18 protein-coding genes are annotated in these 19,541 nt (G+C 54.9%); 14 read left to right on the forward strand and 4 right to left on the reverse strand.

Annotated elements, in window-relative coordinates; translation table 11 throughout:
- Positions 1–4: 4 nt before the first annotated feature.
- From NG99_RS08080 to NG99_RS08100, 5 genes are all read left to right on the forward strand, one after another.
- The gene (locus NG99_RS08080) at positions 5–1,489 is read left to right on the forward strand and encodes an FGGY-family carbohydrate kinase (RefSeq protein ID WP_034890613.1); all 1,485 of its coding nucleotides are present in this window, start codon (positions 5–7) and stop codon (positions 1,487–1,489) included.
- A 28-nt stretch (positions 1,490–1,517) separates the two neighbouring features.
- Positions 1,518–2,531: a hypothetical protein gene (locus tag NG99_RS08085; RefSeq protein WP_198138746.1), complete on the forward strand. Its 1,014-nt coding sequence runs from the start codon at positions 1,518–1,520 to the stop codon at positions 2,529–2,531.
- Between the two features lie 119 nt (positions 2,532–2,650).
- Positions 2,651–3,508 (forward strand): sugar-binding transcriptional regulator, encoded by an 858-nt coding sequence (locus tag NG99_RS08090; protein ID WP_084110453.1) that lies wholly within the window; start codon positions 2,651–2,653, stop codon positions 3,506–3,508.
- Positions 3,509–4,371: 863 nt separating this feature from the next.
- On the forward strand, positions 4,372–5,829 hold the full coding sequence (locus tag NG99_RS27525; protein WP_052130618.1) for a hypothetical protein: 1,458 nt from the start codon (positions 4,372–4,374) through the stop codon (positions 5,827–5,829).
- Positions 5,830–5,954: 125 nt separating this feature from the next.
- A complete protein-coding gene (locus tag NG99_RS08100; RefSeq protein WP_034890618.1) occupies positions 5,955–6,266 on the forward strand; it encodes a hypothetical protein in 312 nt (103 codons plus the stop codon).
- Positions 6,267–6,501: 235 nt separating this feature from the next.
- On the opposite strand, the gene NG99_RS08105 is transcribed toward NG99_RS08100, so the two are convergent.
- Both NG99_RS08105 and NG99_RS08110 read right to left on the reverse strand, forming a co-directional pair.
- The gene (locus NG99_RS08105; protein ID WP_034890620.1) at positions 6,502–7,581 is read right to left on the reverse strand and encodes a porin; all 1,080 of its coding nucleotides are present in this window, start codon (positions 7,579–7,581) and stop codon (positions 6,502–6,504) included.
- A gap of 138 nt (positions 7,582–7,719) precedes the next feature.
- Positions 7,720–8,637, reverse strand: a complete 918-nt coding sequence (locus NG99_RS08110; RefSeq protein WP_034890623.1) for a DMT family transporter — start codon at positions 8,635–8,637, stop codon at positions 7,720–7,722.
- A gap of 301 nt (positions 8,638–8,938) precedes the next feature.
- On the opposite strand from NG99_RS08110, the gene NG99_RS08115 reads away from it, so the two are divergent.
- The 5 genes from NG99_RS08115 to nac are packed head-to-tail and all read left to right on the forward strand — an operon-like array spanning position 8,939 to position 13,188.
- Complete coding sequence (locus NG99_RS08115; protein WP_034890626.1) at positions 8,939–9,778, forward strand: transporter substrate-binding domain-containing protein; 840 nt, start codon at positions 8,939–8,941, stop codon at positions 9,776–9,778.
- Between the two features lie 9 nt (positions 9,779–9,787).
- Positions 9,788–10,492, forward strand: a complete 705-nt coding sequence (gene pxpB / locus NG99_RS08120) for a 5-oxoprolinase subunit PxpB (RefSeq protein ID WP_052130627.1) — start codon at positions 9,788–9,790, stop codon at positions 10,490–10,492.
- Positions 10,489–11,475 (forward strand): 5-oxoprolinase subunit C family protein, encoded by a 987-nt coding sequence (locus NG99_RS08125; protein ID WP_034890631.1) that lies wholly within the window; start codon positions 10,489–10,491, stop codon positions 11,473–11,475. The genes pxpB and NG99_RS08125 overlap by 4 nt, the downstream gene beginning before the upstream one ends.
- Before the next feature lie 26 nt (positions 11,476–11,501).
- Entirely contained in the window at positions 11,502–12,272 is a 771-nt protein-coding gene (locus NG99_RS08130) for a LamB/YcsF family protein (protein WP_034891073.1), read from the forward strand.
- A 16-nt stretch (positions 12,273–12,288) separates the two neighbouring features.
- Positions 12,289–13,188: a nitrogen assimilation transcriptional regulator NAC gene (gene nac, locus NG99_RS08135; protein WP_034890634.1), complete on the forward strand. Its 900-nt coding sequence runs from the start codon at positions 12,289–12,291 to the stop codon at positions 13,186–13,188.
- 32 nt (positions 13,189–13,220) lie between these two features.
- Here nac and NG99_RS08140 read toward each other — a convergent pair whose 3' ends face one another.
- Both NG99_RS08140 and NG99_RS08145 read right to left on the reverse strand, forming a co-directional pair.
- Complete coding sequence (locus NG99_RS08140; RefSeq protein WP_034890636.1) at positions 13,221–13,913, reverse strand: SDR family NAD(P)-dependent oxidoreductase; 693 nt, start codon at positions 13,911–13,913, stop codon at positions 13,221–13,223.
- Between the two features lie 11 nt (positions 13,914–13,924).
- A complete protein-coding gene (locus NG99_RS08145; protein WP_034890639.1) occupies positions 13,925–15,127 on the reverse strand; it encodes a pyridoxal phosphate-dependent aminotransferase in 1,203 nt (400 codons plus the stop codon).
- 388 nt (positions 15,128–15,515) lie between these two features.
- On the opposite strand from NG99_RS08145, the gene NG99_RS08150 reads away from it, so the two are divergent.
- The 4 genes from NG99_RS08150 to NG99_RS08165 are packed head-to-tail and all read left to right on the forward strand — an operon-like array spanning position 15,516 to position 19,413.
- Entirely contained in the window at positions 15,516–16,418 is a 903-nt protein-coding gene (locus tag NG99_RS08150) for an ABC transporter permease (protein ID WP_034890642.1), read from the forward strand.
- On the forward strand, positions 16,415–17,218 hold the full coding sequence (locus NG99_RS08155) for an ABC transporter permease (protein ID WP_034890645.1): 804 nt from the start codon (positions 16,415–16,417) through the stop codon (positions 17,216–17,218). Before NG99_RS08150 ends, NG99_RS08155 begins: the two co-directional genes overlap by 4 nt.
- Before the next feature lie 29 nt (positions 17,219–17,247).
- Positions 17,248–18,312, forward strand: a complete 1,065-nt coding sequence (locus NG99_RS08160; RefSeq protein WP_034890648.1) for an extracellular solute-binding protein — start codon at positions 17,248–17,250, stop codon at positions 18,310–18,312.
- Positions 18,313–18,318: 6 nt separating this feature from the next.
- The gene (locus NG99_RS08165) at positions 18,319–19,413 is read left to right on the forward strand and encodes an ABC transporter ATP-binding protein (RefSeq protein WP_034890651.1); all 1,095 of its coding nucleotides are present in this window, start codon (positions 18,319–18,321) and stop codon (positions 19,411–19,413) included.
- The last annotated feature ends 128 nt before the right edge of the window (positions 19,414–19,541 follow it).

Genomic DNA, 19,541 nt, shown 5'->3' on the forward strand with positions numbered 1-19,541 from the left:
TATTATGCCAACCCCCTACACCCCCCTGGTTCTGGCGATTGACGCTGGCGGTACGGCAGTAAAAGTTGCGCTGTTCGACGCGACAGGTCGTATCGTTCGTCATCGCAATGCTGAAGTCACTACGCTGCACTACCCGGATGGCCGGGTGGAACGCGATGGTAATGCGTTCTGGCAAGCCACGCGATCGACCATCCGTGAAATCCTTCAGGACGATATCGCCCAACGCGTGGTCGCCGTTGGGTGTACCGGTTTTGGCAACGGGATTTTTTTAGTTGATGAAGCGGGTCAGCCAACCCGTCCTGGTATTGTCTCTGTTGATCATCGCGCCCAGCCCATTGCCGACCAACTGATTGCTCAACATCAGGATCAGGCACTCAGTGATGAAAATGGGCACCGCCCGTGGGGAGGACAAACGCTATTCCAACTGGTCGGGTTGGCGCAAAACGAACCGGAGGTGATGGCGAAAACCCGCTGGGGGTTGGCCTGCAAAGACTTTATTCGCTTCTGCCTGACGCAGGAAGCCGTGACCGATCCGTCGGATGCCAGCGGCGGCGGGCTAATGAACCTGGAAAGACAAGATTATTCCACCGAAGCGCTGGCGATGCTGGGCCAGCCGGGGCTGAAGGATAAACTGCCCCCGGTGGTGAACAGCTCATCGCCGGCAGGACGCATCAGCGCCAGGGCGGCGCAGGAAACCGGCTTGCCAGAGGGCATACCGGTGGCGGGCAGCATGATGGATGTTGCCGCCTGCGCGCTCGGCGCAGGCGTGGTCTCTGACGAACACATGGTTTTCATCGCCGGCACCTGGGCGATTAACGCGCTGGAAGTCACCCGACCGATTCAGGATCGCTACCCGCTGTTGAATATGCTGTATCGCGATGGCGCGGCCCGTCTGGTGGCGGAAGGCAGCCCCTCTTCAGCCGCCAACCTTGGCTGGTATCTGAAAAATGCCATGGGCGATCACCTGAGCGTTGAAGAGGCGCTGACGCTGGCTGAAAGTTGTGCCATTGACAGCCAGCGCTGCTACTTCATGCCCTATATCCACGGCCCTAAACCTAATCAGGGCAGTTTTGTACGGCTTAGCGCATCGGATAATCACGCCTCAATGATTCGAGCCATCTGCGAAGGGGTCGCCTTTGAGCATCGTCGCCATGCGGAAACCTTGATGGAATATAGCGAGAAACGCTGGCCTGAAACCATTCGCCTTACCGGCGGCGCCGCACGTTCGCCATTCTGGGCGCAGATCTTTGCGGATGCCACCAACTGTCCGGTTGAAGTGGTAGACGCGCCGGAAATCGGCGCGCTGGGCGCAGCTATCTGCGCAGCGGTAGCAGGCGGGCTGTATAGCAGCCTGGAAGAAGCGGCAGGGGCGATGAGCCGTGTTTCCCGTTATCACACGCCGGTTGCCGACAATGTCGCGATACTTGACGAGAGATACCATGAATTTGTGCGCCTCGATCAGGGAATACAGGCATTACTCGACGTTTAATTTGTGACGATAACAGAGGGAACACACCTTGAGCGCATTATTTGATATGGCGCAGACGCGCTTTGCAGAAAAAATCTTGCGGATACGCGAGGGACGTTATCGCGTTGGCGATTTTATCCTCGCCGACGCAAAAGATGTGGATGTGGCTGGCGGCGTTCCCGCGATGGGGCCACGCCGGGCGGCGGACGGTCAACCCGCCGGTCACCGCACGCGAGCGCAATTTCATCAACAGATTCGCGCATTGATTGAGCAGAACGTTGTAGACATTATGCTGACGTCGATCTCCACCCTGGAGATGCTGATTGAGCAGCATGCCTTTGACGGAAGCCAGATAGCGCCCGCTTTTCGCGGCAACGAAGCCACTGACGCCTGGGTAGGTATTCGCGGCGGTCGCTATCGCGATGATGCGCCGCTGCCTTATCGTGGCGCCTCGCTGGAGTTCGCCCGCGCGTCGCTGAGTCTCTACTCTCTGACCTATGTTAATGATGCGCAGCATGATGTGGCTTCGCTGGAAGCCTATGCCAGGTTTCGGGCCGACACGCGAACCCACGGCATTACACACTTTCTCGAAGTGTTTAATCCGGGGATCGACACCGGCCTCCCGACGGAGGCGATCCCGGCATTTATCAACGACTGCATTATTCGCACGCTGGCATCACTAACCCGCGCCGAGCGTCCGGCCTTCCTCAAGGTGGCCTATAACGGGCCTGACGCGCTGGAGGAACTGGTCACTCACGATCCCGGCATGGTGGTAGGGGTTCTTGGCGGCGGGCAAGGGACGCATCGCGATACCTTTGAGCTTCTTGCGCAGACTGAACGCCACGGCGGTCGCCTTGCTCTGTTTGGCCGCAAAATTAACGCCGCAGAACATCAGCCGACGATAGTGCAGTGGATGCGGCGCGTTGTTGACCAGGAGGTCAGCCCGCTGGAGGCGGTTCGCGGCTATCATGGCGATCTTCAACGGCAGGGCTTGCGGGCGGATCGTTCACTTGAAACAGATAGCCAGATAACAGAAGATGTCCTCCGGTCAGACGCAAAATAACCGGGAGTAGGGCTATTAAGATCCAAACCAGGGGCGCAACGCCTTCGGATAAAGTCATTGCGGAGGCGGCGTGGCTTTATTATGTCAAGAATCTGACGCAAAGCGAGATTGCCGCGAAAATGAAGCTTTCCCGCCCCACGGTCATTAACTATTTACGCCTGGCGAAAGCCCGTGAAATAGTTTCTGTCCGTCTGAGCGGCGATCACTTTCGCCTTAACGATCTGGCCGATCGCCTGACTCAGCATTTCAATCTGGATGAAGTCAACGTTATCCCTGGGGAGGGGCTCTCAGATGAGAGCCGCCTTCATGAAGTCTGTGAAGCCGCCGCCCATATTCTGTTAAATTTTGTCCAGCCTGGCGATCAGCTTGGCGTGAGTTGGGGCTCAACGTTGAGCCTTATCTCCGACAGCGTCCCGTTCTGGTCGGTGGAAAATCTCACTATACGTCAGCTTATCGGCGCTATGTCAAACCCGCTGCTGCCAACGGCGGAACGCTGTTCGATTGAGATAGCCCATCGCCTGAATGCGCAATGCATCAACCTGAATGTCCCGGCGGTATGCAGTTCATCGGAGCTTGCGGCCATGCTGAGGGCGGAGCCGATTATTGCTGACCAACTCTCCCAGCTCAAAAACTGCAATAAAGCCATTTTCACCGTCAGCCCCGCGACCCGCGACGGTCATGTCACGCAGTTCAATATTGTCACCGAGCAGGAAGCCGAACGTTATATTACCAACGGTGCCGCCGGTATTATTGCGGGCCGTTTTATCAATGCGGAAGGCGAGCCAATGACCGGGGATGTCGACGCGCGTTTGATGGGAATTGAATTAACGCATTTACGCCAGATGAGCGGATTGCTGGTGGCGTCAGGACAGGAAAAGCTCTCGGCGGTTATCGCCACCTTAAAAGGCGGGTTTGCCAACCATCTGGTGCTGGATTCACTGTTGGCTGAGGCTATCCTGGCACAACAAAATGCATAATGGGGTAAGTGCATTGCCATCTTGCGGCGTTCTGCTATCGGGATTTAGTTAAACAACGCGTTATCGGCAAGAACATTCAACCTTCCGCCAATTCGTTCAGCGTGGCGAAATTGGAGATCTTATTCACCGTATTCAGATTCAGAGCGTTCATGAAGCCGGTTATTTCTGATTATCACTCGGTCAGATTCGGGGGCAGAGTCAGTCAGGGTCAACATTGTCTGTCGGGAAAGGACTGAGACCTCAGGCGGGTGCAGTGCTGTATGGCCTCTTCAATTACCCTTAAATTTTCTTAAATTTTTGATAATTTAAGTCAAAACGTATTGTTTAAATACTCAATGCTTTTTATTATGCCGTCTTAAATTATCATGAAGGAATGCTTAAATTCCGTTTTTTGAGCGATGTCTATTGGGTGGTTCATGTTATTTTAAGTTAAGATTTATTTTTTCAGTAAGTGTGAATGATCTGCAGATAACCTTTATGCTACTTTAAATTAAAATAAACTTTCATGGCATTTGGCGGCTTAGTTTATTTTCTCCTGTTGCAAAGATTGCTGTACTGATGAAATTTTAGCTATTTCAACCAGTAGCGATAATCATTAACGTATTATCGTTAAAATTTATCATGCCCTGAAATGATGTGATTGAAATTTAACTGCTGGCTTTCAGTATACCCGTGAATATAAAAACTTAGTGGGTGTTGGCGTGTGGTTGTTCGTAATGTTGTGAACGATTTTGGATATGTTAATGGACTACATACAAAGATATTTCTCTGTTTTTATTTTTACACTGGTACTGTCAGGCAGTGTGAATATCACTAAGGCTTATGCCGCAACTGTATCAACCGGACAAAAAGTGGCTGAGGACATGAACAAACGCTTTTTCGACATCCGTGATACCTGTGGCGATAAGCCAGCTTTTTTCTGCAATGGCATTATTATCCGGGCAGCAAATGCCAGTCCGCATTACCATGCCTGGGATCCGAGTCCCGCCTCCGTTACACGCGGTGGGGTTTCCTTCTCCTATTTCCGCAATGACCTCAGTACCACCCGGCTGCAGCAGGCCCGCGCACAGGGTTTTACCCTTAAATCCGGTGAGGCTGGCGCATCAGCTGCGCATCCCCTGACCGTGCTCTGTTCATTTCCTTATGATTCAGGTACGGAAGGCCGCTCAGATAGCGGGTGTGGCGCGAATAATTATTATCCTGCCGACAGTGGGCAGTGTGAAAAACAAGGGATCACCACCGCTCAGCAGTGGCTGGATCACTTCAACAAAGTCCCCGTTTTTGATTTCCACAGATATCATCATCAGTGTGGTTTTAACGCGGATACAAATGGCTTTGCGACCAGTCTGGAGAGCCGGCGGCGGACTGACCAGGGGGCTGAGCTCAGTTCATGGAAACAGAATGAGCTGTCTGTGGCAGCCTGGCCAGCCGGCATCGGGGAACAGCTGCCTCTGGAGTCTTTTTTCTATGCGGTTTACCCGGGACAGAGTGGCGAGAGCGGGCTGCACAATGCGCAGTTTATGCAGCGGGATTTCTATAATCAGACAAAAAAAATTATCCCGGTCATCAGGATTACTCTGGGGGATGGGACTGAGCCACGAACCGTTTTCAGCTGGCATGAAGGCGACCAGGTCGTTAAAGAGAATGATATTGCTTTCTTCTCCCCGACAGTGCTGCAGGCGACGGGGAACGGCGGACGGACGCTGACGGAAGAGGATTATTACTACCCGAAAAACCTGACAGTGGATGTGCCAGCTTACACCGGCATGGCCCCCGGGGATGTGCTGAGCGTCCACTGGGAAGGGCCGCGTAAGACGTATACGCCGGCGCAGAAGACGGTAGCAGCAGTGGGGAAACTGCAGTTCAGCATCCCCCGGATGGAGTTTATCGACGCAATTGGCAGCACCGTGAATGTGTCGTTTACCGTGAGGAAAGGTGGAGGCTCGGACGTACAGCGCTCGGATGTACTGCCTCTGCAGGTGGAAGGTCAGGCGCTGACGCTGCCCCCGCCAGTGGCGGAGCTGGGGCTTCGCCGTGTGACCGTGAAATACGACGGTATGACTTCTCACCACCGTGTGTCGATCACGTTTGACGGCGTGACCCGTCACAGGACGGCACTGAAGGCCGGCAGTGATGATGCGGAACTGGTCTTTGACATTCCTGACTCGTGGGTGAAAGAAAACCAGGGGAGAAGAGTGCTGATTAATTATGCGGTCGGGGACGACCACGGAAGAAGATTCCAGTTTTCGCAGATTTTACGCCGGGTAGCCGGAGGTGGGACTACATCCGGAATACTGGGCTTCCTTCTCCGCGACGACTAAGGTGACCGAAATCACATATGTTTTCACCGGATTTAGCGGTAAGGCTTCAGCCACAGGCCGGAGCTGAAGTCCGGTTTTCGAGCATACACAATTTATTTAATTAAACGTTTCACAGGAGAATCAGCATGAAAAAAAGCATTTTAATATCACTTATTTTATTTGTATCAACTTCTTGCTTTGCAGGGATTCCGCCATCCCCTCTGAAGAATTGCGCTCGTGATATTAAGGGGGAAGTTACCGGGTTATATGCAGAAAACTGGGATAGAAGAGTTGCTATAAAAATAGGGGAGGATTTTTACTATATTTCAAATCACAGTGACGATGGCTATGTCAAGGCTACGTACACTACTGCAATGGCTGCTTATTTAACTGGAGCTACCGTGACGATAAAGGAATGTCAGAGTGATGGCAGCATAGATAGCATTCAGGTTGAATAATCGGTAACAGCTCAGACCTGATCTGGCCGTTATCCGTAACGGCTCGCAATTGAAAACAGCCGGACTGGTACTGTTGCAAAGAGTCTCGCGCGGCTAAAATTTGCTGCCATTTTCGCCTGTAGCGCTACCCAAGAACGTCTTTAAAGGTCGGCATTTTCAGCGAGATATCATCCTCCGGGCCATCTGCGTCATCCGTAACGCAGAACCGGGCCAGCGTGCTGGCCCGGCTGAACACTCAGAACTGATAAACCAGCGCCACAGCAACCTGATCGTCGCTGGCGAGGCCCAGTTTATTATTCTCGTCGAGCTGATTAATCTTCCATGCCACGTAAGTCTTCATATTCGCATTAAAATAATAAGTAATGCCTGGTTCGATAAATTTCAGCAGATACTCATCGCCTACGCCTTCAATATCCTTCGCTTTGGTTTGCACATAGGCAATCGAAGGGCGAAGCCCGTTCAGGAACTGGTACTGTAAGGTGGCTTCGAAGGTTTCAGACTGGTTGGCAAAGCCGCTTTCACCGGTATTGCTGTTGCTGATGGCGTAAGCATTGCGCGTCTGAACATAGATGGCGGCGGCATACCACTGGTTGGCGTCGTATTTCGTGCCGACGCTCCAGCTTTCGCCTTTCTTGCCGTGGCCGTAAACGTCAGCGGCATTTTGCGCATCGGTACGATCAAGGCTGGCATAAGCCGCGGCCACGCTGACGCCAAAGTCAGTGTCGTAGCTAATGGAGCTGGCCCATCCGTCACCGTTGGCCTTGCTTATGTTATCGCGATCGTTCTTACCCTGGTATTGCAGGCCGATATTCAAGCCGTCAACCAGACCAAAGAAATCACGGTTACGATAAGTCGCCACGCCCGTTGAGCGGCCGCGCAGAAAGCCGTCGGCGGTGCCGTTAGGGCCGCCAAACTCCGGCAGCATGTCGGTATAGGCAATCGCATCGTAGAGCAGACCATAGTTACGGCCATAGTCAAAGCTGCCATAGCTGCCGAACTTCAAACCGGCGAAACCTAAACGGGTTTTGTTGTTGTCATTGGCATCCGATCCTTCGCTATTATTGGCCTGGAACTGATATTCCCACTGGCCATAGCCGGTAATCAGATCGTTAATCTGCGTCTGACCTTTAAAACCGACACGAATATAGCTTTGATCTCCAGCCAGGCTGTCATCGCTGGAGAAATAGTGCATACCCTGAATCTTGCCGTACAGATCCAGCTTATTAGCATCCTTGTTATAAATCTCGGCCGCCATGCCTGTTCCAGAAGTTAATAAAAGTATAGCCACACAGACTTTATTTAAATGCTTCATCATTTATTCCTGGTTTTCATTGAGTGAGCTTAACAGCATGAAAATCGGATATCGCTTGAATATAAAAGGCGATTTTTATTTTTTTACTAAAATAAAGTGTGGAAATGGATTAAAGGGAAAAGATGATGACGGTTTACCTCCTTAATTGAGTTCGCGAGTAATACGCGGTTTACGCTGACGTTCGCTCCAGACGGTGAAAATACCGGCTGTCGCCACGATTGCCGCCCCGATAACCGTCGTCGAGGTAGGCAGACTGCCTAAAAAGAAGTAGCCAATCAGCATCGACCAGACCAGCGTGGTGTAGTCAAACGGCGCCAGCAGCGAGGCATCGGCATAGCGCAGGCTGAGGGTGATCAAAATCTGCGCCATGCCGCCAAAAAAACCGCAGCCGATCAGCAGCAGCAGTTGGGTAGCGTCAGGCACTTTCCAGCCGAAGAATATCGTCGTCATACCAATCAGCATGGTCATCAACGAGAAGTAAAAAACAATGGCGCCGGGCTTTTCAACGCCGTTGAGAAAACGGATCTGCACTGACGACGTGGCGGAACAGGCGGCGGCCAGCAGCGCGAAAATAACGCCCATGCTGGCGGTGGCGCTCGCCGATTCACCGGAGAAAAAAGACCCGCTGGCACTCAAATGAGCCGAGAGCATAACGATGATCCCGGAGAATCCAACAATCACAGCCAGCCAGCGGGAGAAGCGCACATTTTCTTTCAACAACATCGCCGCCATTATTACGGTAAATAACGGCGCGGCATAACTGATGGCGGTGGCATCGGCCAGCGAAATAGACACCAGCGCCAGATAGTTAAAATACATGCCGCCAGTACCGGAAAATCCACGAATTAAATGGCCGAAGATATTTTTGGTTTTGATCAGATCAAGCACATTGCCCTGAAATTTTAACCAAATCAGCAAGGGCAGTAAGGCGACAAAGGAGCGGAAGAAAATCACTTCGCCAGTTGGGATCGCGCCACCCAGTCCCTTGACACAAGCCAGCATTAATGTCGCGCACAGGGCTGCCATAATTTTAAGCAGAACGCCCATTCTGGAATTCATCTTCAACCTTCGGTCTCGCTTTATTACCGCAATAGAAATCCTCACTACCTTAGAGCGGTGTTCTGGCGGGGGGTTAAGATAATTTTGCTCTGCCCGGATAGTTTTTTCTTATAGTCGCTTTGCGCGCTGCGCGGGGCTTTTTCAGTCATACAAAATGCATATCGCCATACAGGGTTTACCTCTTATACAAGCCAGAAAGCAGCTTATATAGTCGGAACAGTTGTGTCATGAAAGATGCGGAATGCGCCAGGGGATGTTCAGTCACACTCGATTAAATAAAAGAAACGTCGGAGAGATATTGATGAAAATGAAGTTACTGTCTGGGACCATGCTGGCTTTGCCGCTGATGATGAGCTTCTCTGCGGCGCAGGCCGATGCGCTGTCAGATCTACAGGCGCGCGGCGAGTTAAATTGCGCGGTCTATTCTGATGTTCCCCCCTTTTCGTCACCCGATCCGCAAACCCGTCAGTTAGTGGGCATGGACATTGACCTTTGTACCGCGCTGGCGCAAAAGATGGGCCTGAAACTGAATCTGGTCCCCACTTCTGTTGAAGCGCGGATTGCGGTGATTGCCACCAAACGTGCCGATGTGCTGATCGCCAACCTTGCCTATACCAAAACCCGCGGTAACCAGATCCAGTTCAGCGATCCCTACTATGTGGCGAAAGAGATGCTGCTGGTGAAAAAGCCGAACGTTGATAAAACCCGTGCTGATTTTAAAGGCAAGCGTATCAGCGCCACCAAAGGCACTACCTCAGAGCAGTCAATCTATCTGGCCGGAGCGAAAGCCGTGACTTTCCAGGACGCCGCCTCCGCTTTCCTCGCGCTGGAGCAGAATAAAGTGGTCGGCTTTGTCACCAACACCATGACCGGTATCAAAATGATCTCTCAGGCGAAAAAAGATGGCATTGAGCTGGGGATGATCAAAGAGCCGATGGCGCTGGAGCCGATTGGCGTCGGCATGCAGAAGGGTGAGCCTGCGCTGCTGGCGAAGGTTAATACCAGCCTGAAGGCGATGGACGACGACGGCACCATCGACAAAATCTGGGATAAATGGATTGGACCTGGCACCGAATACAAAATGATTCGTGAAGAGAAGGTACAGCCGTTATCCAGCCTTAAATTCGAACCTCTGGAATAATTGATGACGATGCTGTCTCGCGAGGCGCCTTCCCGCGCCTCTTTTATTCTTGCCGGTCACGGCGACAAGGTGAAAATTTCTACCATCGGCAGCCGCGCCTGGCTGGTGGAAGCGCCGGGCGAGTTCGACCTCCCGGCCCAGCGCCGTATCTGGTCGCTGGCCGCGCTGCTTGCCGCCCGCGACGATGTGGAATCCCTGATCCCCGGCGTGACCAATCTCCTCGTTTTATTCCGTCAGACCCCGGTTAACTATGAGTCCACTCTCGCCCTGTTAAAGGGGTTGTGGGAGCAGGCTCAGGCGGTTAATCCGCGCGGCAAGCTGATAGAAATTCCGGTGATCTACGGGGGTGAGCACGCTACCGATCTCGATGCCGTCTGTCAGCACACTGGCCTGACGGCGGCGGAAGTGATTCGACGCCATTCGCAGGGGAGTTACACGGTTTTTGCGCTGGGCAGCGCGCCGGGCTTTGCTTATCTGCACGGCCTCGATCCGACCCTTGCCACCCCGCGTAAAAAAGTTCCCTCGCTGAATATGCTGAAAGGCACCGTCACCATTGGCGGCGCGCAGGCGGGCGTCTCCGCGTTAACCGGGCCGAATGGCTGGAATGCGATTGGTTTTGCTGAACTAACGGTTTTTGATCCCTGGGCGGAGCAGCCAGCACTGATGGCGCCGGGGGACAGCGTGCGTTTTTTGGCCGAAAGGATCGAGCTGTGATTGAGATTATTAAAACCGGCCTGCTTAACACGGTGCAGGATTTGGGCCGCAGCGGATTTCGCCATATTGGCGTATCGGTCAGCGGCGTGATGGACGCGCTGGCGCTGCGGGCCGGTAATATTCTGACCGGCAACGATGAGAATGCCGCCTGTCTGGAGATTCAGCTGTTTCCGTTTCGCGTTCGTTTTTTACAGGACGCCAGCATTGCCATTACCGGCGCCGACTGTCGCGCCACCCTTGATGGCGAAGCGCTGCCGCCCTGGTGGGGCTGTGCGGTAAAGCAGGGGCAGGAGCTGGAGCTGCATTTCCCGCGCAGCGGCGCGCGTAGCTATCTCTGCGTCGCTGGCGGCATTGATGTGCCGGTGGTGATGGGGTCGCGCAGCACCGCGCTGCGCGGCAGCTTTGGCGGTCTTGAAGGGCGCTGGTTGCAGAAGGGCGATCGCCTGCCGATTGGTCCGACAGACGCACTGCCGCTTCCCGTTAGCGGCATGGGGATTGAGCCGCCTGCGGTGGCGATGGCCAGCCTCTTTCCCAGCGCTGACGACGGCGTGGTGCAGCTGCGCGCAATCCCTTCCGGTGAGTATCCGCTGTTCGCTGCCGACCATCAGCGCTTCTGGCAGCAGCGCTGGCAGGTCTCAATGCAGAGTAACCGTACCGGGTATCGCCTCTCCGGCGAGCCGATTATGCCGGAAAAAGTGGTGGAGATGCGCTCCTATGGCCTGGTGCCCGGCATTGTCCAGGTGCCGCCAGCCGGGGAGCCGATTATTCAGCTGAGTGATGCTAATACCGCCGGTGGCTATCCGAAAATCGCCGGAATTATCGAAGAGGATTTATGGCGTCTGGGCCAGGTGCAGCCCGGTCAGTTTATCCAGCTGATTAAAAGCGATGCGCAGGAGGCGATTCGCGTTGCCGCTGGCATCGAACGCTGGCTGATGCGCCTGCGCGACAGCTGCCTGCCAATGAAAAAGGTCGTCGGTCTCTGACCGTTGCCAACCTTGGGGAAATGCAGATGAAGATCGATGTGAACTCGGATATGGGTGAAGGTTTTGGTGTTTATCAACTGTGTGATGATGCTGCGCTGATGCAGGTGGTTTCTTCCGCCAATATCGCCTGCGGTTTTCATGCTGGCGATGTGGATATCATGACGCGAATGGTGCGGCTGGCGAAGCAGCAGGGTGTCGGCATTGGCGCACACCCCGGCCTGCCGGATCGTCAGGGCTTCGGCCGCAAAGAGCTGCCGTTCAGCGCCGATCAGATCTGCCAGCAGGTGGTGTATCAGCTTGGCGCGCTGCGCGCCATCGCCGCCGCAGAAGGGGTCAGGGTGGCGCATCTTAGTTTTCACGCGGCGATGGGCAATATGATCAACCGTGACCGGGCGCTGGCACAGCAGGTGATGCAGTCGGTAGCGCGTATTGATCCGCAGCTGATTATCTTTTCCCAGCCCGACACCTTTGTCGAGCAGGCGGCGCAAGACTGCGGGCTGCCGACGCTGACCATTTTCCTTGCCGACCGGGCGTATGATGCGCTTGGGCAACTGGTGCCAAGAGGCATCGCTGGCGCGGTCATTAAAGAAGAGTCGGCGGTGCGTGCGCGCGTGCGCCAGTTTTTACTGGAAGGGACGGTCACGACCTTCGAGGGGCAGCCGCTTGCGGTGCGCGCCCGATCGATCCTGATCCACAGCGACACGCCGGGATCGGTTGAACTGGCCAGCATTGTCTGCAGCGAAATTGAAGCGAATGGCGGCACGGTAGCGCCAGCATCAGAGGTTATCGCGCAGTAGATCCCCAGAGGTGCAGATGAATACCCGGCGACTGAAAGCATTTATCACCATTGTGGATATGGGCAGCATCACCCGGGCAGCGGATGCCTTGCATATCGCCCAGCCAGCTCTCAGCCAGCAGTTGGTATCTCTGGAAGAGCACTTCAAACGCAAGCTGTTAATTCGTAGTCAGCAGGGAGTGGTGCCGACCGAAGCGGGGAAAGTGCTCTACAGCCACGCTAACGCCATTCTGCGCCAGCTGGGGCAGGCGGAGGTCGATGTGCTGGATGCCGGGCAGGCTCTCTCCGGTCGGGTATCCGTCGGCCTGGCGCCCTTTAGCGTTGCCGCTACCTTAGCCATGCCGCTATTAACCGAAATGCGCAAACGCCATCCGGGAATCCTGTTGCACCTGGTGGAAAGCGTCGGCCAGGCCTACAGCCAGCTGGTTTCCAACGGACATCTGGAGATCGCCCTGCTGCACGGCAGCGGCGGTATTAAAGGGCTGCACTACGAACCGCTGGTGGTGGAGGAGTTCTTTTTTGTCGCCCACGCGGACTTTGATTTCGATGATGAAGGCGGGCCGGTGAATGTCAGCCAACTGAGCAGCCTGCCAATGCTGCTGCCGCCAGCGTATAACTTTGTTCGTCGCGCTATCGATCGGGTTTTTAGCCAGCAGGGCGCGGCGATCAATATTGTCGGCGAGCTGGAAGCGGTAAAAAGTATTGCCCGCGCCGTTGATGCCGGGTTGGGGGTGACGATTATGCCGAAAGCGATTGCCGGGCGCATTCAGTCAGAATCAAGGGATGTGATTATTCGCTCGATTGCCGATCCTGGCATAGAAGAGACTTTGTCCCTGTGCGTCTCCGACCGTACGCCAATGTCTGAACCTGCCGCTGCGGTGAGAGAATTACTGCTGGAGCTGACTTCAGGATTGTAACCGCCAGGGGCGGGATAACGCCCGCCTCTGGTTTAAAGCATCGCTTCTTTACGGCAATTAATCAGCAGTTCCGCCACTGACAGCGTGTTTGGCAGACGCAGCAACAGCTCAACCATCTCGGCTAAATCTTCCGGTTGCGTCATCTCCTCACGGGTAACCTCGGTTTCACCGACGGTCATATCCGTCGCAATATAGCCAGGACAAAGCGCGGTAGCGCGGACTCCGCGATCCCAGCACTCCTGACGAATACCATGCGTCAGCGCCACCACGGCAAACTTGGTCATCGCATAGCCCACATTGCTGCCGACCCGGCGTCCGGCCAGCGAGGCGACGTTGATGATGCGTCCGTTGCCGCACTTAAACAGAAATGGCAGCGCGGCACGACTGAGACGCAGCGGCCCTTTGACGTTAATTTTCCACATCTCATCAAGAGCGCCTTCATCCTCGTCCATCACCCGCAGGCGTGGGTTGATTCCGGCGCAGTTCACCAGGGCATCGATGCGGCCATACTGCCGCTGGGTCGCCGCTACCCATGCTTCGCCGCTGCCGGATTCGCTGGCATCGTACTGACAAACCAGCAGGCCCTCGCGGCCTGCCAGTGACGCCGGGTTACGCACCCCGGCGGAAACGGTAAATCCTGCCTGGAGTAAACGCTCAGTAATATGTAAACCGAGGCCGCGAGAGGCCCCGGAAACCATTACCACACGTTGTGCTGTGTCGAGCATGATCATTTTCCTCAGTGAATGCCGGCGCAGAAGGCAGCGATACGGTCACAGCCTTCCTGCAACATCTCCATGCTGGTGGCGTAGGAGAGGCGGAAGTAGGGGCTCATGCCATAAGCCGCGCCCTGCACGGTGACCACATGCTGCTCTTCGATCAGCGCCAGCACGAAATCGGCATCGTTGCTGATTGGACGGCCGCCGGCGCTGGTTTTGCCGATAAATGCCGCGATATTGACGAACAGGTAAAACGCGCCCTGCGGCTTATGGCAACTCAGGCCGTCAACCGAGGTCAGCCTTTCCAGCACATAGTCACGGCGCTGGCGATAGATGGCGGCGCGCTCTTTCAGCAGATCCTGTGGGCCATCAAGCACCGCAACCGCCGCGGCCTGGGTCAGCGTGGTCACGCCGCCGCTGTTCTGGGTGTTGACGTTGCTCATCGCTTTGATCAGATCTTTCGGGCCGCCGCAGAAGCCAAGACGCCAGCCGGTCATTGAGTAAGCCTTGGAGACGCCGTTGACGGTCAGCACCCGATCAAACAGGCGCGGTTCCACTTCCGCCAGGGTGTAAAAGGTGACGTCATCGTAAATCAGGTGTTCGTAGATATCGTCGGTCATGATCCACACCTGCGGATAGCGCAGCATCACATCAGCGATGGCCTGCATCTCGGCGCGGGTGGCTACGGAACCGGTCGGGTTGCTCGGATAGTTCAGCAGCAACCATTTGGTTTTCGGCGTGATCGCCGCTTCCAGATCTGCCGGGTAAGGCTTAAAGCCATTCTCCTGCGGACAGGCGACCGGCACCGGGATACCCCCGGCAAATTTGACGATATCGGCATAGCTAATCCACGACGGCGTGGGGATCACCACCTCATCACCCGGATTGATGGTTGCCAGAATAGCGTTAAAGATAATCTGCTTGGCGCCGCCCGCCGTCAGGATCTGACTGATGTCGTAGTCCAGATTGTTATCACGCTTAAATTTGCGCTGGATTGCCGCCCGCAGTGCCGGAGTGCCGTCGGTTGGCGGATAACGCGTGTCGCCAGCGCGCGCGGCGGCGTAGGCGGCTTCGGTCGCGTGTTCCGGGGTTGGGAAATCCGGCTCGCCGGTAGAGAGGCCGACAACATGCACTCCCTGGGCAGCAAGATCTCGCGCTTTCTGGGTCATGGCGACGGAGGCAGAAACGGTAACATTCTTTAAGCGATCGGCAATATCAGGCATGGTCCTGGATTCCAAAGTCATTAGTCAGTGAAAATTAGCGAGAAGACGGGGTGTTCAGAAGAAGAATAATTATGAAAGGGTTAAACAATCCAATAGCGCTTTGTTTTGGTGACATAACACAAAACAATATCTGCACAGAAACGCCCCCATCGGGCGACTTAGTGTTCCGCTTATGATCATAACGGGAAAAGGTAGCCACATAATGAAAATGTATTGTTCTTTGGTCAGTAAATCATATTACCGTTTCGTGACGACGAAAATTAAATGCTAACTCATTTTATTCAACGAGTTATAAAAATGTCGCGGTTTTTCTGTTCCTACACCAATGCTTACGCTAGCGATTTATCCTTAATCGAAGAAAGTTATTAGCTTGCTTACAGGAAATCCGATGACTGATATTCCCGCGCCACTGTATCGAATAAAAAGGCTAACCCTCTGGCACTCTCCGGCATGGTTAATTGTACCTTTACTCGCCTTTCAGCTGTTTTTCTTTTTTGCTCCGGCGGTACGCCTGATGTTTTTTAGCCTCATGACGCAAACCCCAGACGGAAATATCGGCGCGCCCTATACCTTTGAACATTATCTGCATTTTTTCCAGGTGGCGTTATATAGCGAAGTGCTGATCAATACCTTGCGTATCAGTGTGATCACCGCAGTCATTGCCGCGCTGCTGGCCTATCCGGTGGCATCGGTGCTGGTACGCGGCAATGCCACGGTGTCGCGCATTATGACGCTAATTATTATCGCGCCGCTGGCGGTAAGCGTGGTGGTACGGGCGTATGGCTGGCAGTTAATTTTAAATAATGGCCCGGGCGGACTGGTCAATTATGTGCTGCTGCATCTGGGGGTGATTGAGCGTCCCACTTCACTGATGTTTACCAGTTGGGCGGTGATTATTGGCTCGCTGCATATCTTCTTCCCGATGATGGTGCTGCCGCTAGCCTCCGCGCTCGGCAAAATCGATCCTAATCTGCAATCTGCCGCTCGCACCCTCGGCGCGCCGCCGTGGAGTGTTTTTCTGCGCGTTACGCTGCCGCTAAGCCTGCCGGGGCTGGTGGCCGGGATGACGCTGGTCTTCTCGCTGGCGGCCGGTTCTTATGTGATCCCGGCGCTGATTGGCGGCCCGCGCTCGCAGATGCTCGGCAACCTGGCGGAGCAGCAGATTGTCGCGGTGTATGACTGGCCGTTTGGCGCCACCATCGCCACCATCCTGGTATTTATCGTTATTGCGGTAAACACCCTGTCGATGAAACTGCTTGGCGGACGTCGTTTGCCGGGAGAGCGCAAATGACGAATAACTTACGTGGTTTCGCGGCATGGGTACTGTATGGCATTGCCGCCGCGATGATGATTTTTATCATCACCCCGATTGTGCTGATTGTGGCGATCTCTTTTTCCGATGGCTATTTCGTCAGCTTTCCCCCCACCGGCTTTACCCTTGAGTGGTACAGCAAAGTCTTAGCCAATAGCGAGTTTATTGAGGCGCTGCTGTTCAGTACCTTGCTGTCGATTGGCACCACGCTGTTATCGTTGTTGTTAGGCGTTCCGGCGGCCTTTGCGCTGGTACGCGGCAACCTGCCGTTTTCCTCAATGTGCAAAGGTTTACTGCTGTCGCCGCTGATTTTTCCGGTGCTGATCACCGGCCTGGCGCTGCTGCAACTGTTCTCCGGCTACGGCTGGAGCAACGTGAAGCTCAACCTGCTGCTGGCGCATACGGTAGTGACCTCTCCTTATGTGGTGCGCACGGTGCTGACCAGCCTTGAACTGATCAATCCCAGCCTTGAAGAGGCGGCGCGGACCCTTGGCGCCAGCCGCTGGGCGACCTTTCGCCAGGTGATCTTCCCGCAGATTGTACCGGGCGTCACCTCGGGCGCCATCTTCTGTTTTATGGTTTCTTTCGATAATTATCCGGTGTCGATGTGGCTGGCGGACTCACAGAATACTCCGGTTCCTGTGGTGCTCTACCGCCAGATCGGCACGGTTTTCGATCCCTCAGTAGCAACGATGTCCACGTTAATAATTGTCCTGGCAACGGTAGTCGTACTGGCACTGGAAAAGCTGGTTGGTCTGCGTCGCGCCATGGCCGCATAACATTTCACCCCAATACCAGAGGAAGCAGTATGACATCCATGAAGCGACGTACCTTTTTGAAGGCAGTGGCGGGCACCGCGATGCTGCCTTATCTCAATATCAAAGCGAATGCGGCCGATCGTATTTTGCAGGTAGGGGTGTATAACTCGGCGCAGGGCGCGCTGATTAAGAAAGAGATCCTGCCCGCGTTCGAAAAAGAGTACAGCTGTCGCGTGCTGACCACCGAAGGCGCCACCCTCGCCAATATCGCCGCACTGCGCGCCACCAGGAAAAAACCGGTGTTCAGCGTGATGTCGATGGACGATATCGGCGTGCCGCAGGCGAAGGAGGAGGGATTAATTGAACAGCTACCGGTGGATGAGATCCCGAACCTGAAAAATGTGTTCGATCGCTATCTGCTGGGCAACGGTTACGGCGTTGGCTTCTCGGTTTCGATGGCGGGCCTGTTTATTAATCCGCAGATGACGCAGCCGATTAAAAGCTATGCGGAGATTTTCGAGCCGAAATATGCTCACCAGATGATCCTCAACACGCCGAAAAATACCCAAAGTATTCTGATGCTGATTGTGGCAGCCGCGCTGGCTACCGGCAAGCCATTGCAGGAAGCGCAGTACGAGCTTGATAAAGGCTGGGAAAAACTGGCGCAGCTGAAAGCCAACGTGATGACGGTGTATGACGGTGAAGCGCAGGTGATGATGGTGGCGCAGGGCCAGGCGCTGGTCGGCGGTATTGAGTACTCGAAAGCGATCTATCCGCATACCAAAAAAGGCATCCCGCTGGATATGACCTATCCGAAAGAGGGCGCCTTTACCGGTATTAACGGCCTGGCGCTGGTGAAGGATGCGCCGCAGCGTGAGCTGGGGCTGGCCTGGATTAACCGTTTGCTGGAGCCTTCGGTGCAGAAAATGCTGGCGGAGGTCACCCTCAGTGCGCCAACGGTGCGCGGGATTGAGTTTGATCAGCAAACCCTGAAATACCTTGCTTATCCTGAAGACAAAATGACATCGCTGAACCTGTTTACGCCAGACTGGACCTACATCATTCCGCGCCGCGCCGAGCTGCTGGAAAAATATAATCAGACATTCACCGGGTAATCGATTATGCAGCGTTCTTTTGAGGTTCGTCTCGACAATCTGAGCAAGCACTACGGCAAGAGTGTCGCGGTGGATAATGTTTCCCTGAAGGTGAATGCCGGAGAAATTCTGGCATTACTCGGTCCCAGCGGCTGCGGCAAAACCACCTGCCTGCGCATGGTGGCCGGGCTGGTGGCGCCAACGACCGGCGATATTTTGGTTGGCGGCCGGTCGATTATGGAAACCGCTGTGCACCGCCGTAATGTCGGCATGCTGTTCCAGAACTACGCGCTGTTTCCGCATATGAACGTAGCGGAGAACATTGCCTTTGGCCTGAAGATGCGCGGCATGTCGCGCAGCGAAACCGCCGAAAAGGTGAAAAAAGCGCTGGATATGGTCCAGCTTGGGCAGTATCACGACCGGCTGCCTGTCCAGCTTTCGGGCGGACAGCAGCAGCGCGTCTCGCTGGCGCGCGCGCTGGTGATTGAACCCGATATGCTGCTGCTCGATGAGCCGCTGGGCGCACTGGATAAGAGCCTGCGCGAAAGTATGCAGCTGGAGATCCGCCAGCTACAGCAGCGGCTGGAGCTGACGACCATTATGGTGACGCACGATCAGGATGAAGCGCTGACCATGGCCGATCAAATCGCGGTGATGCAGGGAGGACGGCTGGAGCAGGTGGCGCCTGCGGCGGAAATTTACCAGAAGCCCGCCACCGAGTTTGTCGCCGGCTTTATTGGCGCCTCCAATTTCCTCTCTGCCCGGGTGGTACAGCGTCAGGCAGACAGCGTGCAGTTAGTCTCAACTTCTGGCGTCAATTTATCGGTGGCCGACTGCCCGTCTGCGGCCATCTCGGTGACGGTGACCATTCGCCCTGAGGCTATTCGCCTGTCGCCGCTTAGCGGCGGCACGCCAGCCGCTGGCTATAACTGCGTGACGGCGCATATCTCTCAGGTGGTCTATCGCGGGTTTATGCTGCACTACAGCCTGAAACTGGCGGGAGGCGAGGAGATGATGGTCTGGCAGCAAACCAACGGCAACGGCACCCTGCCGACCTTTGGCGTCGGCGAGCCGGTAGTGTTGCAGTGGGAAATGGCCAGTAATCATGTCATTGCAGCCTGACGGGCGTTAAAGGCGTTTAGCGCACCATTACGGTGCGCAGCGACGCGTTATCCTGCTGAAGCTGTCACCGCTGAATGTAGCGCTGCCCGTAGCGTTTTTTCTGGTAGTCCGCGCCAGCCTGCTGTTTA

Origin of the sequence: Erwinia typographi (assembly GCF_000773975.1) — a bacterium.
In the GTDB taxonomy this organism is placed as follows: Bacteria; Pseudomonadota; Gammaproteobacteria; order Enterobacterales; family Enterobacteriaceae; genus Erwinia; species Erwinia typographi.